Origin of the sequence: Sphaerotilus hippei (assembly GCF_003201595.1) — a bacterium.
Taxonomy (GTDB): domain Bacteria; phylum Pseudomonadota; class Gammaproteobacteria; order Burkholderiales; family Burkholderiaceae_C; genus Sphaerotilus; species Sphaerotilus hippei.
In genome coordinates, this window is record NZ_QJJS01000014.1 from 14,333 (window position 1) to 27,344 (window position 13,012).

Here is a 13,012-nt window from a genome sequence, read left to right on the forward strand (position 1 = left end):
CCTGGGCCTGGTGGCGACTCAGCCGTAGTGGGCGACTTCGGGGTATTTCTCGATCATGCCGATGCCTTCGGTGACCAGCTTGTTGCCAGCCTCGGCCAGCTTGGCCAGGCTCGGGAAGCCGAAGCGGTGCACGTCGCGCAGGTGGCGGTTGACCACGATCAGCCGGCCGGTGGTCAGCACGCAGCGGCCGAAACCTTCATGGCTCATCTTGGTCATCGGCGCGACCATGCACCGGGTGGCCCGCTCGATCGAGAGCCCGATGGCGTTGTGGTAGAGGTCCAGGCGCCACAGCGTGTCCGGATCCGGGTCGCCCATGATGGGCATCGCGCGGCGCTGCTCGGCCGTCAGGATGTAGGGCTCGAGCAGCTTCATGTCGCTCTTGCCCTCCCAGGTGCCGTGGGTGTCCTGCGCGCGGATCTGCTTGATCAGCTCGCGGATGAAGCTGTCCTGCAGCAGCTCGTCTTCATTCATGATTTGACCTCTTCGTCGTCTTCGAAATCGAAACTCTTTTCCTGGCCCTTGTTCAGCGCCTTGCGCAGCCAGGGCGGCGGCGTGCCCTTGAGCACGACCTGCAGCTTGTCGAGGATGTCCAGGATGGGCTCGGGCTGCGTGACCTTGACCGGGTGGATCTTGGTGGCCACGACCCGGGCGGCCGCGGAGCCGCCGATCGCCGCCACGTAGACGATGGCGCAGTCCTTGATCGCCTCCAGCTTGGGGGCGAGCTTGTCCTCGTTGCCGTCCTCGGCCAGGTCCTCGCCGAAGCCGAAGTCCTCGATGAAGTGGTGGCCCTCGGGCGAGATCTCGTAGACGGCCAGGTGCTTGGCCCAGCCGAAGTGCGCATCGACGCGCTGCTGGTCCTGGGTGGCGAAGGCGATTTTCATGGGCAGCTCCTGCGGAAGTCGGAATCAGGCACTGGCCGCGGCCAGGTGGTCGGAGGACGGGCCGTCGGCGCGCGGCATGCGCCCGATGGTGGCCGGCAGGTGGACCTCGGCGGGCAGGCCGGCGGCGGCCTGCAGCGAGCGCTCCGGCAGCGGCCAGTCGTCCGGTCCGTGGTGCGGGATCTGGTCGATCAGCAGGTTGCCGACCTCGTAGATGAAGTTGCGCGTGCCGCGGTAGCCGGCGTAGCACTTGTGGGCGTTGCCGATGCGGTCGAACATCGGGATGCCCAGGCGGAACAGGGGCTTGTTGAGCCGCTGCGCCGCCTGGCGGCCGTGCGAGTGGGTCATCAGCAGGTCGCAGTCCGAGGCCTGCGCCAGGCGTTCCAGGTCCTCCAGGTCCCCGATCACGACCTCGTTGGCCGGCATGCGCTCGAGCAGCGGGGACTTGGTGGTGGTGATGCACACCGACAGCTCGGCACCCATCTCGGTCAGGAAGCTGCCCACCGCCCACATCAGGTCGGGCTCGGCGCCCAGCGCGATCTTCTTGTTGCCGAAGTGGAAGTGGCCATCGAGCATCGCGTCGACCAGCTGGCTGCGCTGGCGGCGGTATTTCGCCGGCACCGGCTGCCCCGACAGCTGCGAGAGCCGGAGCATGAACGCGTCGGTGGCGGTCAGGCCGGTCAGGCGGTCGAACACCGTGAAGGGCACGCCGCACCGGGCCTCGAGCTTCAGCGCGGCCGGGCGCATCTGCTCGCCCAGGACCAGGCAGTGCATCGAGCCGCCGATGCCCCGCAGCGCCTCCAGAGGCGTGCCGCCCAGGGTCGTGCCCAGCCAGTCGTCGGGGATGTGACCGTCGAGCGAGCCGGCCACGTCGGGCACGATGACGGCCTGCAGCCCGAAGGACTCGATGACCTCGCGCAGCTCCTCCAGGTCGCCCGGGGCGAGGTGGCAGCCCGCCAGCACGGCCACCTGCCGCTCGACCCGCGGAGGCTCGGGCAGGGCGAGCGTGTCGATGATGCCCTCGACCGCCTTGGCGAAGCCGTCCTGGAAGGCACCGGCGTAGTCGGGCGTGCTGACGTAGACGATCTCGGTGTCGTTGAGCTCCGGGTGCCTGCGCCGGGCCAGCGTGATGTAGCCGTGGACGTCGTCGCCCTTGGTCTCGGTCAGGCCGGTCGAGCAGATCGCGATCACCTTCGGCCTGGCGCGTGAGCGGATGTTCAGCAGCGCCTTCTCGATGTTGTCGTAGCCGCCCATGATGGTGGTGGCCTCGTTCATCGCCGTGGTCTGCAGCGGGATGGCCTCCTTGAAGTGGCGCACCAGCAGCACCAGGCCGAAGGACGTGCAGCCCTGCGAGCCGTGCATCATCGGCATGCACGAGTCCAGCCCCATGAAGGCGTAGCTCGCGCCCAGCGGCTGGCTCATCTTCAGCGGATTGACGGCGCAGGCTTTCTTCGATTCGCTGACGAGGGCCATGACGGACTCCGGAAGAAGGGTTCGTCAGGCTCATTGCAGAAACGATGCCAGCGTGCATCTCGTGTGCTGACAAGCACTTGGCTCGGCCCCGCGGGCGCGGCGGCGGTGACTGTCGCGCGGTTTGCAGGGTTTGAGACAAACCCTCCGCGCGCTCAGCCCGGAGCGGCCTGCTGCGGCAGCCGCAGTCCGATGGCCACCTGGCCGGCGTGCGAGCGGACCTGGACGGTGCCGCCGTGCATGGTCGCGACCGCCTTCACGATGGCCAGGCCCAGCCCGGCGTGCTGGCCCTCGCGGCCGCGGGCCGCGTCGGCGCGGTAGAAGCGGTCGAACATGCGCCGCTGCGTCGACTCGTCCAGCGGCGGGCCGGGGTTGACGACCTCCAGCCGGACGGCGGATCCGTCCTGGCCGAGCTCGACGGTGACGGGGCCGGCCGGGTCGCCGTACTGCAGCGCATTGGCGATCAGGTTGGACAGCGCGCGCTTGAGCAGGCCCGGATTGACGAGCGCGCGGGCCTGGCCGTGCAGCACGACCTCGCGGCCCTGCTCCTCGAGCAGGGGCTCGAAGAACTCGAGGGTCTCGGTGGCCAGCACGCGCAGGTCGGTCGGCTGCAGGGTCAGGGCCTGCTCGCCATGGTCGGCCCGGGCCAGGAACAGCATGTCGCGCACCATGGTCGCCAGGCGCTCGGCGTCCTCGAGGTTGCCGGCCAGCACCTCGCGCAGGTCCTGCGCCTCACGAGGGCGGGACAGCGCCACCTGGGTCGCGCCGATCAGCGTCGTCAGCGGCGTGCGCAGCTCGTGGGCGACGTCGGCGTTGAAGGTCTGCATCTGCAGGAAGGCCTCCTGCAGCCGGTCCAGCGCACTGTTGAAGGCCCGCACCAGGGCATCGAGCTCGTCGGCCGCGTCCGGCAGCGGCAGCCGCAGCGACAGCTGCTGCGGCCCGATCGTGCTCGCGGCCTCGGACAGGCGGCGCACCGGCCGCAGCGTCCAGCGGGCCAGCGCCCCGCCCAGGAAGGCCATGGCCAGCGCACCGCTGAGCGAGACCGCGGCGATCAGCCAGGCAAAGCGCTCCAGCATGAAGCCGGCCCGCCCGACGTGGCTGCCCACGACCACCCGGACCCGGTCACCGGGCGGCAGGCCCGCCAGGTCCTTGCTGATCATCTGCAGCACCGCGCCGGGCGCCTTCGACACCACCGTCACCGCGGCCGCCTCGGCCGTCAGCGGTGTCCAGTCCGGCCCCGGCGCCACCGCCTCCAGCGCCGGGCGCGGCGCACTGCAGCCCGGGCGGCCCGCCTCGTCGCAGAAGACCCAGAAATGGGTCGACCGGTCGCTGCGGGCCAGCACCGCCAGCTCGGCCTCGATGCGCGGCCAGTGCGCCGCCACCGGTCCGCCGGCCCGCAGGCGGTCGACCATCTGCACGACCAGCTCGAGCTTGATGCGCTGGGCGTGCCGGCGCTCGTGTTCGATGACCTCGCGCAGGTGCCCGTAGAGCACCGCGGCGCAGAGCCCGAACACCAGCAGCGACAGCGCCGCGAACAGCGCGGCCAGCCGCCCGGCGATCGAGCGGGGCAGTGGCAGCCGCTGCGCCAGCCCGGTCATGACGGCTCGTCGCGGCACTCGAGCACGTAACCCATGCCACGCACGGTGTGCAGCAGGCGCTGGGCATGGCCGTCGTCGATCTTCGCGCGCAGCCGCTTGATCGCGGCCTCGACCACGTTCAGGTCGCTGTCGAAGTGGATGTCCCAGACCAGCTCGGCCAGCACGGTCTTGGAGAGCACCTGGCCGCGGCGGCGCAGCAGCGTGGCCAGCAGCAGGAACTCCTTGGCCGTCAGCGCGATGCGCTGGCCGGCCCGCGAGGCCTGGCAGGACACCGGGTCGAGGCTGAGGTCGCCCAGCACCAGCGGCCCGGCCTCGCGCGGGGCGGCCCGCCGCACCAGCGCCTGCAGCCGCGCTACCAGTTCGGTGAAGGAGAAGGGCTTGACGAGGTAGTCGTCGGCCCCCTGCTGCAGGCCCTGGACCCGGTCGGCCACCCCGTCGCGCGCGGTCAGCATGATCACCGGCGTCTGGTGGGTGCGGCGCAGCTGCTGCAGCACCTGCAGGCCGTCCAGGCCCGGCAGCATGCCGTCGAGCACGATGACGTCGTAGTCGCCGGTGCTCGCCAGGTGCAGGCCCTCGAGGCCGTCGGCGGCGGTGTCGACCATGAAACCCTGCTCGCGCAGGCCGCGGCCGAGGTAGTTCAGCGCCCGCGCGTCGTCGTCGATGACCAGGAGTTTCATGGGAGCGGACCACGGTTGCGCATGGCCGGATTGTCGCGCCGCCACACGCCGGCGTGGCTGACAGGTCTGTCAGCCGGCGATCGGCATCGTGTCAGGCGCGCCTGCCTACGATGCAGTCTGATCATCCACCGATGCCCGGCCATCCGCAGGGTCCGCGCCATGAAAGCCATCCAGCGTTTCTACCTCGTCTTCGCCGCCGCGCTGAGCGCGCTGTGGTGGCTCGCCGACTCGTCCTGGGTGGGCAGCGGCAACTACTTCGCCTGGCGCAGCGCCTTCACCAACCTGACCGGCGAGCTGGGCATCGCGGTGATGAGCGTGGCGATGGTGCTGGCGGTGCGCCCGCGCCGGGCCGAGCCCGGCCTGGGCGGCCTCGACAAGATGTACCGCCTGCACAAGTGGCTGGGCATCACCGGGCTGGTGCTGGCCATCGTGCACTGGGCGCTGGCCAAGTCGCCGCGCTACCTGATCGACCTGGGCTGGGTGACGCGGCCGGTGCGCCCGCCGCGCGCGCCGGAGTCCAACCCGGTGTTCCAGTTCTTCCGCGAGCAGCGCCACCTGGCCGAGACCATCGGTGAATACGCCTTCTACGCCGTTGTCGTGCTGCTGGCCCTGGCGCTGATCAAGCGCTTTCCGTACAAGGCCTTCTTCCGGACCCACCGCTGGATCGCCGTCGTCTACCTGGCCCTGGTGCTGCACTCGGTGCTGCTGATGCCCTTCGGCTGGTGGAGCGGGGCGCTCGGCCCGCTGATGACGCTGCTGATGGCCGCCGGCTCGGTCGCCGCGGTGGTGTCGCTGCGGCGCCGGGTCGGCATCGACCGGCAGGTGCAGGCCGAGGTCGACGCCGTCGAGTTCCACGAGGCCGCCCAGGTGCTGCAGGTCGACCTGCGCCTGCAGGGTCCCTGGGCCGGCCACCAGGCCGGGCAGTTCGCCTTCGTCGGCTTCGACCCGGCCGAGGGCCCGCACCCCTACACCATCGCCTCGGCCTGGCAGGGCGACGGCCGCCTGCGTTTTGTCATCAAGGCGCTGGGCGACCACACCCGGGCGCTGCAGCGCAGCCTGAAGGTCGGCACCCGCTGCACCGTCGAGGGCCCCTACGGGCGCTTCGTGTTCGACGGCGCCGCCCGGCGCCAGATCTGGGTGGCCGGCGGCATCGGCATCACGCCCTTCCTGGCCCGCATGGCCGCGTGCGCCTCGGCGACCGGGACCGACGCGCCGGCGGTCGACCTGTTCTGGTCGGTGCGCAGCCTCGAGGACACGGTGCGCGCGCGGGTGCAGGCCAGCGCCGAGCGGGCCCGGGTGCGGCTGCACCTGATCGTCGACGACGGCGCGGGCCGCCTGGACGCCGACCGCATCACCGCCGCGGTGCCCGACTGGCAGGGCGCGGACGTCTGGTTCTGCGGCCCGGCCGGCTTCGGGCGGGCGCTGCGCCGCGCCTTCGGCCGCCTCGGACTGGGCTCGGGGCGTTTCCACCAGGAACTGTTCCAGATGCGCTGAGCCGGGACGGCCGCATTGCGCGACACTGCGGGTCCCGACCCGCTTGCCGACCCTGCCGCCTTGGACTCCTCCCGCACCACCTCCCACCTCGCCACGCTGCCCAACGGCCTGCGTGTGGTCACCCTCACGATGCCCTGGCGCCAGACCACCAGCCTGAGCGTGTTCATCCGCACCGGCGGCCTGCACGAGTCGCGCCGGCTGTCGGGCATCAGCCACGTGGTGGAGCACATGGCCTTCAAGGGCACGGCCACGCGCGACTGCCAGCGCATCAACCTCGACGCCGAGCGCCTGGGCGCCGAGGTCAACGCCCACACCGACAAGGACCACACCGCCTTCCACATCGAGGGGCTGCCGGGCGACCTGGGCACCTTCGTGCCGCTGCTGGCCGACATCGTGCTGCACAGCACCTTCCCGGCCGACGAGCTCGAGCGCGAGCGCCAGGTCATCCTGCACGAGCTCACCGAGGTGGAGGAGGACCCGGCGGCCGTGGCCTTCCAGCTCTTCGACCGGGCCGCCTACGGCATGAGCCACCCGGCCGGCCAGCCCGTGATCGGCCGCCGCGCCAACATCGAGCGCTTCAGCCGCGACGAGCTGCTGGCCTACGTGGGCCGCCAGTACAGCGCCGCCAACGTGGTCGTCGCCGCGGCCGGCCCGATCGACGACCCGGCGCCCTTCGTGCGGGCGGTCGAGGCCGCCTTCGGCACGATGCCCGGCGGCAGCGCCAACACCGTGCAGCCGGCGGCCTGGGTGGGCGGGCTGAAGGTGCGCCGCATGGCCGGCTGCTCGCAGTGCCACGCGGTGCTGGGCTACGAGACGCCGCTGCTGGCCGACGAGCACCATGTCGCCCATGTGCTGGCGGCCGCGCTGCTGGGCGAGGGCATGAGCTCGCCGCTGCTCGACCAGATCCGCGAACGCCGCGGCCTGGCCTATTTCGTCGGCTGCTCGGCCGACGTGCTGCCGTTCACCGGCCAGTTCATCATCGACGCGGCCACCGCCCCCGAGCAGGCCGAGGAACTGTTCGTCGAGGTCGCCCGGCTGCTGCGCCAGCATGCCGACGAGCCCATCGACCCGGTCGGCCTGGAGCGCGCCCGCCGGCAGCTGACCGTGCGCGCGCTGCGGGCGCTCGAGCAGCCCTCGCGCCGCCTCGAGGTCGCCGCCCAGGACCTCTTCACGCTCGGCCGGCTGCGCGATCCGCAGGACGGGCTGCGGCGGCTGGAGGCGGTGACGGCGGCCGAGGTGCAGGCGGTGTTCCGGCAACTGCTGGACAGCCCCGCGGCGGTGGCCCTGGCCGGCCGCGTGCCGGCCCGGGCCCGCGAGCGGGCGCAGGCCCTGTTCGTCGACCGGGTGGACACGCCGGCCTGAGGGCGGCGCCGGTTGACTTTCCGCCGGCCCGCGCCACCATCGGCGCCTGAGCTGCGGCCGCGAGGCTGCGGTGCATGGACCACCGCCCGAGGAGCGCACCGATGCCTGACGCCCAGCCTGCCACCGCCGAACCCACCGACCTGGTCATCTCGCGCCTGCTGCGGGCGCCACGCGCCGCGCTGTGGCGGGCCTGGAGCGATCCCGGGCTGCTCGCGCAATGGTGGTGTCCCCGGCCCTGGACCACCGAGGTGCGCGCCTTCGACCTGCGCCCCGGCGGGGCCTTCCACACCTTCATGCGGGGCCCCGACGGCGGCAGCAGCGACAACCCGGGCAGCTTCCTGGACGTGGTGCCGCAGCAGCGCCTGGTGATGACCTCGATGCTGCTGGCCGACGGTCGGCCCGCCACCCCGTGGATGGCCATGACGGCCGTCATCACGCTGGCCGACGAGGGCGAGGGCTGCACGCGCTACACCGCCACCGTGATGCATCCCGACGCGGCCACCCGCGACCGCCACGCCGACATGGGCTTCTTCGAGGGCTGGAACCTGTGCATCGACCAGCTCGAGGCCCTCGCGCAGCAGCTGGACTGACGCCGGCGGGCCGGTCCGGTCAGGCCGGCGCCACCTCGGCGGCCAGCTGATCGGCGCTCTGCTCGACCAGCAGCGGATCGAAGGTCTCCCAGGGCGCGGGGGTGCGCACCTCGCGCCACATCGGGTTGAAGAGCGCCTTGTCGATCTCGGCAATCATCGTGATCATGCCCTCGTAGCCGGCGAAGGCGTGGTGGCGCTCCTGGTTGATGTCCATCCAGGGCATGCGGGCCTTCAGCGCGACGAACTGGCTGCGCCCGCCGCTGAGCATGATGTCGGCCTTGGCGTCACGCAGCATCGCGTACATCTGGCGCGGCGTCATGTCGTCGATCATGTGGGCGTCGGCGTCCTCGCCCATGATCTCCTTGAGCTTCTGCTTGTCTTCCTTGGTCGATTTCTTGACGCTGGTGCCGACCACCTCGAGGCCGGCCTCCTGCAGCGCCGAGACCACCGACCAGCTCTTCACGCCACCGGTGATCAGCAGCACCTTCTTGCCCTGCAGCCGCTCCCGGTAGGCGCGGATGCGCTCCCAGGCACGCGCCTCCTCGGCGGCGATCAGGGCTTCGGTGCGGTCCTTCAGGTCGGCCGGCGCGCCGGTCTGGACCAGCAGCCGCGCGATCTCGCGCAGCGTCTCGCTCATGTCGCCGATGCCGTAGAACGAGCCTTCGAAGTAGGGGATGCCCCAGCGCTTCTCCATCTTGGTGGCGATGTTGATCATCGACTTGGAGCACACCATCATGTTGGCCTTGGCGCGGTGCGCCGAGGCCACTTCGGCGTAGCGGCCGTCGCCCGAGATGCAGCTGAGGATGCGCACGCCCAGCGCGTCGAGCAGCGGCTTGATCTGCCAGAGCTCGCCGCTCAGGTTGTATTCGCCGATGATGTTGATGTCGTACGGCGTGGTGTATTCGGGCTCCATCGTGCCGACCACGTAGTCAAGCAGCGCCTCGGCGCCGAGCTTGTTGCCCAGGTTCTTCGGCCCGGCGAACCCCGGCGCGTTGACCGGGATCACCGGCTTGCCGAACTTCTCGGCCGCGCGCTTGCACACCGCCTCGATGTCGTCGCCGATCAGGCCGGTCACGCAGGTCTGGTAGACGAAGATCGCCGGCGGATCGACCTTGTCGATGATCTCGCGGATGGCCTTGAACAGGCGCTTCTCGGCGCCGTAGATGACGTCGAGCTCGTTGATGTCGGTGGTGAAGCCGGTGCGGTAGGTCGAGGCGCCGCTTGAGGCGCTGTGGCGGTTGTCCCAGCTGTTGCCTTCGCAGGCGATCGGTCCGTGCACCAGATGGGCCACGTCGACGATGGGCTGCAGCGCGATCTTGGCGCCGTCGAAGGCGCAGCCGCCGGCCGCCGCACCCGGCGTCAGCTGCTTGGTGCAGCCCTTCTTGCGCTCCTTCTCGGACTTGCCCTGGTTCTTGTCGCAACCGGGCTCGTCGAAGACGTCGGCAATCTTGGCGTTCAGCGAAGCGGACATGCGGGGCCTCCGGGGGTTGGCGTTGCCACAGGCGTTTGCAGAATCGGTGCCAGCCGGCCCGCCCGCCGCAGGTCCTTTCGAATCAAGGGCTTGCGCGGCCTGTCCGCCCTCGTCAGGATGGCGGGTTCACGACAAAGCCGACACGATCGGGCAGGCGGGGCAGGCTCCGGTCCGTGTTCAGCGCCGGTTCATGCCCGATCGTGATGATGACGCCACCGACACCACTCACCGAGCGACACCCCATGAACACCGATCTGCACTTCTTCCTGTCCCGCCTGGCCGGGGTCATTGCCCTGACCCTCGTTCCGGTCGTGCTGACGGCCTTCATCTCCATGCCGCTGAACCTGAACCATCACCCGGGCGAAGCGGCGACGGCATCGGGCCGCGGACTGCTGCACATGACCTGATGCCGCTTCACGCCTGGGCCCGCGGCCGCAGCCGGTGCTTGACGGCCTCGAACCACAGCAGGCCGACCCCCACCGCCGCCAGCCCGGCCAGCCCCAGCGTGGCGCCGGGCGGGGCGAAGGCGAACAGGCCGCCGAGCGCCGGCACCCCGAGCACCCCGGCCAGCATCAGCAGCGTGGCGAGGGTGACGGCGACGAAGGGCCGGTTGGGCCGCCCGGCCCGTGGCCAGGTGGGGCGGCACCAGGAACGGTTCACGTCGATCAGCCCGAGGTTGCACAGCACCAGCACGGCGAAGGTCACGGCACGGGCCACCTCGTCACGCCGGGGGTCGGCGGCGCCGAGGTGGCGCGCTGCGGCATGCACCAGCAGCAACAGCAGCAGCAGGCCCGTGCCCTGCCACAGTCCGCGGGCCAGCACGCTCGCATCGAACAGGCGCTGGTCCGGGCGGCGGGGGCGCTGGCGCATCGCGCCGGCCTCCAGGGGCTCGGCCTCGAACACCACCGAGCAGGCCGGATCGATCACCAGCTGCAGGAACAGGATGTGCACCGGCATCAGCAGCAGCGGCCAGCCGAACAGCAGCGGCGCGATCGACAGGCCGATGATCGGCACGTGGGCGGCCACGACGAAGACGATGGCCTTGCGCAGATTGGCGAACACCCGCCGCCCGTGGCGCACCGCCGTCACCAGCGAGGCGAAGTCGTCGTCGAGCAGCACCAGCGCCGCCGCCTCGCGTGCCACCTCCGTGCCACGGGCGCCCATGGCCACGCCGATGTCGGCGGCCTTCAGTGCCGGCGCGTCGTTGACGCCGTCGCCGGTCATGGCCACGACCTCGCCCCGCGCCTGGAAGGCCCGCACCAGCCTCAGCTTCTGCTGCGGCTGGACGCGGCAGAACACGTGGGTGCGGGCCAGGCGCTGCTGCAGCGCCGCGTCGTCGAGCGTGGCCAGCTCGCTGCCGGTCATCGCCGGCGCATCGGCCTGCAGACCGGCCTGGCGGGCCACCGACAGGGCCGTGGCCGGGTGGTCACCGGTCATCATCACCACCCGGATGCCGGCCTGGCGGCACTCGACGATGGCCGCCGGCACGTCGGGCCGCACCGGGTCCTCCAGCGCCACCAGGCCCAGGAACTCGTAGGCGAAGTCGTGCTGCAGGCTGGGCAGGGTCCCGGCCGGGAAGGTCGCCCGCGCCACGCCCAGCACCCGCAGCCCCCCGGCGGCCAGACGCCGGACCTGGTCGGCGATGCGCTCGCCGCGCGCCGTGTCGAGGTGGCACAGGTCGACGATGGCCTCGGGGGCGCCCTTGGCCGCGATCAGGCGCTCACGCCGGTCGGGCGACTGCCAGACCCGCGACATCGCCAGCATCTCGCTCGACAGGGGGTAGTCGTCCACCAGGGTCCAGTCGCCGTGCAGATGACCGGTATCGGCCAGCCAGCGCTGACCGGCCTCGCCGATGGCGGCCTCCATCGGGTCGAAGGTGCGGCGATGGCTGGCGAGCACGGCGTGCTCGAGCAGGCCGTGCAGCGCCTCCTGCAGCACCGGGGCCGCCGCCGGGCCCAGGTCGGCCTCGTCCTGCTCGGACCACAGGCGGGAGACGGCCATGCGGTTGAAGGTCAGCGTGCCGGTCTTGTCCACGCACAGCACCGTGGTCGCGCCGAGCAGCTCCACCGCCGGGATGCTGCGCGCCAGCACCTTCTCGCGCGCCAGCCGCCAGGCGCCCAGCCCGAGGAAGAGCGACAGCACCACCGGCAGCTCCTCGGGCAGGATGGCCATCGCCAGCGTCAGGCCGGCCAGCAGGCCCTGCAGCGCGTCACCGAGCACCACGCCCCGGGCCACGGCCAGCACCGCGGCCAGCGCCAGGCCGACGATCGCGATGCGCCGGACGACCTGGCGGGTCTCGCGCTGGATCGGGGTCAGCCCGGTCTCGATGGTGGCCAGCGACTGGCCGATGCGACCCAGCGCACTGCGGGCACCGGTGGCCACGACCCGGCCCCGGGCCTGGCCACGGGTGACCAGCGTGCCCGCGTACACCGTCCAGGCCGCCGCGTCGGCCGGCGCCGGGGCGGCCGCGGGCGCGCCGACCTCCGGCCGGTCCACCGGCTCCGACTCGCCGGTCAGCAGCGACTCGTCGACCGCGAGGTGGCGGGCCTGCGTCAGCACCAGATCGGCCGGCACCCGGTCGCCCTCGGCCAGCATCACGGTGTCCCCGACGACCAGCTCGCGGGCGGCCACCTGCTGCGGCACCCCGTCGCGCACGACCCGCGCCCGCGGGCTGGACAGGTCACGCAGGGCGTCCAGCGAACGTTCGCTGCGCCGCTGCTGCACGCCGCTGATGGCCATCACCACGAAGACGAAGCCCAGCAGCATCAGCGCCTCCTGGCGGTCGCCCAGCGCCAGGTAGAGGACGCCGCAGGCCACCAGCAGCAGGAACATCGGCTCGAGGGTGATGTCGCGCACCAGCCGCCACACGCTGCGGGGCCGCGAGGCGGCCAGCTCGTTGGGGCCGTCACGCCGCAGCGCCGCGGCCGCCTCGGCCCGGCTCAGGCCACCCTCGCGCAGGGGCGGGGCGGCGCTCGTGGTGCGGCTGTCGGGATCGATCACGATGCACGGGCCTCCGTCGTACAGCCGCCCCGCCGCGGCGACGGGATGGGCTGCCGGCCCCGAGCGTGCCACAGACCCCGTGACCTCGAGCCCGGCCCGGGCCCGATGCTTGAGCTGCGTCAGGCCAGCGCCCCGCGCACGACGCGCACTACGATGTGCACTTCTCCCTCACCCCGGAACCTCCCATGAAAGCCATCTGGAACGGCGTCACCGTGGCCGAGAGCGACGACACCGTCGTCATCGAAGGCAACCACTACTTCCCGGCCTCGGCCGTGAAGCCCGAATACCTGCTGCCCAGCAACCTGCGCACGATGTGCTCGTGGAAGGGCGAGTGCCGCTACCACAACCTCTTCGTCAACGGCGACGTCAACCCCGACGCGGTCTGGCACTACCCCGAGCCGCGCGAGGCCGCCGAGCAGATCCGGGGCCGCATGGCGTTCTGGAAGGGCGTGCGCATCGAGGAATGAGCCGC

General features: G+C 71.7%; 12 protein-coding genes. 5 read left to right on the forward strand and 7 right to left on the reverse strand.

Annotated features, from left to right (window positions below):
* Positions 1 to 18: 18 nt before the first annotated feature.
* The 5 genes from C7444_RS14220 to C7444_RS14240 all read right to left on the reverse strand — a co-directional run bounded on the left by C7444_RS14220 (position 19) and on the right by C7444_RS14240 (position 4,623).
* Positions 19 to 471, reverse strand: coding sequence for a NifX-associated nitrogen fixation protein (locus C7444_RS14220; protein ID WP_110401515.1), 453 nt, complete (start codon positions 469 to 471; stop codon positions 19 to 21).
* Positions 468 to 881 carry a nitrogen fixation protein NifX gene (gene nifX, locus C7444_RS14225; protein WP_110401516.1) on the reverse strand — a complete coding sequence of 138 codons (414 nt, stop codon included), beginning with the start codon at positions 879 to 881 and terminating at the stop codon, positions 468 to 470. Before nifX ends, C7444_RS14220 begins: the two co-directional genes overlap by 4 nt.
* A gap of 24 nt (positions 882 to 905) precedes the next feature.
* Positions 906 to 2,351: a nitrogenase iron-molybdenum cofactor biosynthesis protein NifN gene (gene nifN / locus C7444_RS14230; RefSeq protein WP_110401517.1), complete on the reverse strand. Its 1,446-nt coding sequence runs from the start codon at positions 2,349 to 2,351 to the stop codon at positions 906 to 908.
* 152 nt (positions 2,352 to 2,503) lie between these two features.
* Positions 2,504 to 3,946, reverse strand: a complete 1,443-nt coding sequence (locus tag C7444_RS14235) for a heavy metal sensor histidine kinase (protein WP_110401518.1) — start codon at positions 3,944 to 3,946, stop codon at positions 2,504 to 2,506.
* The gene (locus C7444_RS14240; protein ID WP_110401519.1) at positions 3,943 to 4,623 is read right to left on the reverse strand and encodes a heavy metal response regulator transcription factor; all 681 of its coding nucleotides are present in this window, start codon (positions 4,621 to 4,623) and stop codon (positions 3,943 to 3,945) included. The genes C7444_RS14235 and C7444_RS14240 overlap by 4 nt, the downstream gene beginning before the upstream one ends.
* Before the next feature lie 159 nt (positions 4,624 to 4,782).
* Between C7444_RS14240 and C7444_RS14245 the strand changes: the two genes are divergently transcribed.
* From C7444_RS14245 to C7444_RS14255, 3 genes are all read left to right on the forward strand, one after another.
* Positions 4,783 to 6,117, forward strand: a complete 1,335-nt coding sequence (locus tag C7444_RS14245; RefSeq protein WP_110401520.1) for a ferredoxin reductase family protein — start codon at positions 4,783 to 4,785, stop codon at positions 6,115 to 6,117.
* A gap of 60 nt (positions 6,118 to 6,177) precedes the next feature.
* Positions 6,178 to 7,479: a M16 family metallopeptidase gene (locus C7444_RS14250; RefSeq protein ID WP_245909577.1), complete on the forward strand. Its 1,302-nt coding sequence runs from the start codon at positions 6,178 to 6,180 to the stop codon at positions 7,477 to 7,479.
* 101 nt (positions 7,480 to 7,580) lie between these two features.
* Positions 7,581 to 8,069, forward strand: a complete 489-nt coding sequence (locus C7444_RS14255; protein ID WP_110401521.1) for an SRPBCC family protein — start codon at positions 7,581 to 7,583, stop codon at positions 8,067 to 8,069.
* A gap of 19 nt (positions 8,070 to 8,088) precedes the next feature.
* Here C7444_RS14255 and nifE read toward each other — a convergent pair whose 3' ends face one another.
* Positions 8,089 to 9,540 (reverse strand): nitrogenase iron-molybdenum cofactor biosynthesis protein NifE, encoded by a 1,452-nt coding sequence (gene nifE / locus C7444_RS14260; protein ID WP_110401522.1) that lies wholly within the window; start codon positions 9,538 to 9,540, stop codon positions 8,089 to 8,091.
* Between the two features lie 173 nt (positions 9,541 to 9,713).
* Between nifE and C7444_RS20290 the strand changes: the two genes are divergently transcribed.
* Positions 9,714 to 9,947, forward strand: coding sequence for a hypothetical protein (locus C7444_RS20290; RefSeq protein WP_170130760.1), 234 nt, complete (start codon positions 9,714 to 9,716; stop codon positions 9,945 to 9,947).
* Positions 9,948 to 9,954: 7 nt separating this feature from the next.
* Here C7444_RS20290 and C7444_RS14265 read toward each other — a convergent pair whose 3' ends face one another.
* Positions 9,955 to 12,540, reverse strand: a complete 2,586-nt coding sequence (locus C7444_RS14265) for a cation-translocating P-type ATPase (RefSeq protein WP_245909578.1) — start codon at positions 12,538 to 12,540, stop codon at positions 9,955 to 9,957.
* 185 nt (positions 12,541 to 12,725) lie between these two features.
* On the opposite strand from C7444_RS14265, the gene C7444_RS14270 reads away from it, so the two are divergent.
* Positions 12,726 to 13,007 carry a DUF427 domain-containing protein gene (locus C7444_RS14270; protein WP_110401523.1) on the forward strand — a complete coding sequence of 94 codons (282 nt, stop codon included), beginning with the start codon at positions 12,726 to 12,728 and terminating at the stop codon, positions 13,005 to 13,007.
* Positions 13,008 to 13,012: the final 5 nt, after the last annotated feature.

What these genes read in the sequence shown, in the direction of transcription:
- C7444_RS14220 (WP_110401515.1), bottom strand. Translation starts at nt 471, where the DNA reads ATGAATGAAGACGAGCTGCTGCAGGACAGCTTCATCCGCGAGCTGATC.
- nifX (WP_110401516.1), bottom strand. Translation starts at nt 881, where the DNA reads ATGAAAATCGCCTTCGCCACCCAGGACCAGCAGCGCGTCGATGCGCAC.
- nifN (WP_110401517.1), bottom strand. Translation starts at nt 2,351, where the DNA reads ATGGCCCTCGTCAGCGAATCGAAGAAAGCCTGCGCCGTCAATCCGCTG.
- C7444_RS14235 (WP_110401518.1), bottom strand. Translation starts at nt 3,946, where the DNA reads ATGACCGGGCTGGCGCAGCGGCTGCCACTGCCCCGCTCGATCGCCGGG.
- C7444_RS14240 (WP_110401519.1), bottom strand. Translation starts at nt 4,623, where the DNA reads ATGAAACTCCTGGTCATCGACGACGACGCGCGGGCGCTGAACTACCTC.
- C7444_RS14245 (WP_110401520.1), top strand. Translation starts at nt 4,783, where the DNA reads ATGAAAGCCATCCAGCGTTTCTACCTCGTCTTCGCCGCCGCGCTGAGC.
- C7444_RS14255 (WP_110401521.1), top strand. Translation starts at nt 7,581, where the DNA reads ATGCCTGACGCCCAGCCTGCCACCGCCGAACCCACCGACCTGGTCATC.
- nifE (WP_110401522.1), bottom strand. Translation starts at nt 9,540, where the DNA reads ATGTCCGCTTCGCTGAACGCCAAGATTGCCGACGTCTTCGACGAGCCC.
- C7444_RS14270 (WP_110401523.1), top strand. Translation starts at nt 12,726, where the DNA reads ATGAAAGCCATCTGGAACGGCGTCACCGTGGCCGAGAGCGACGACACC.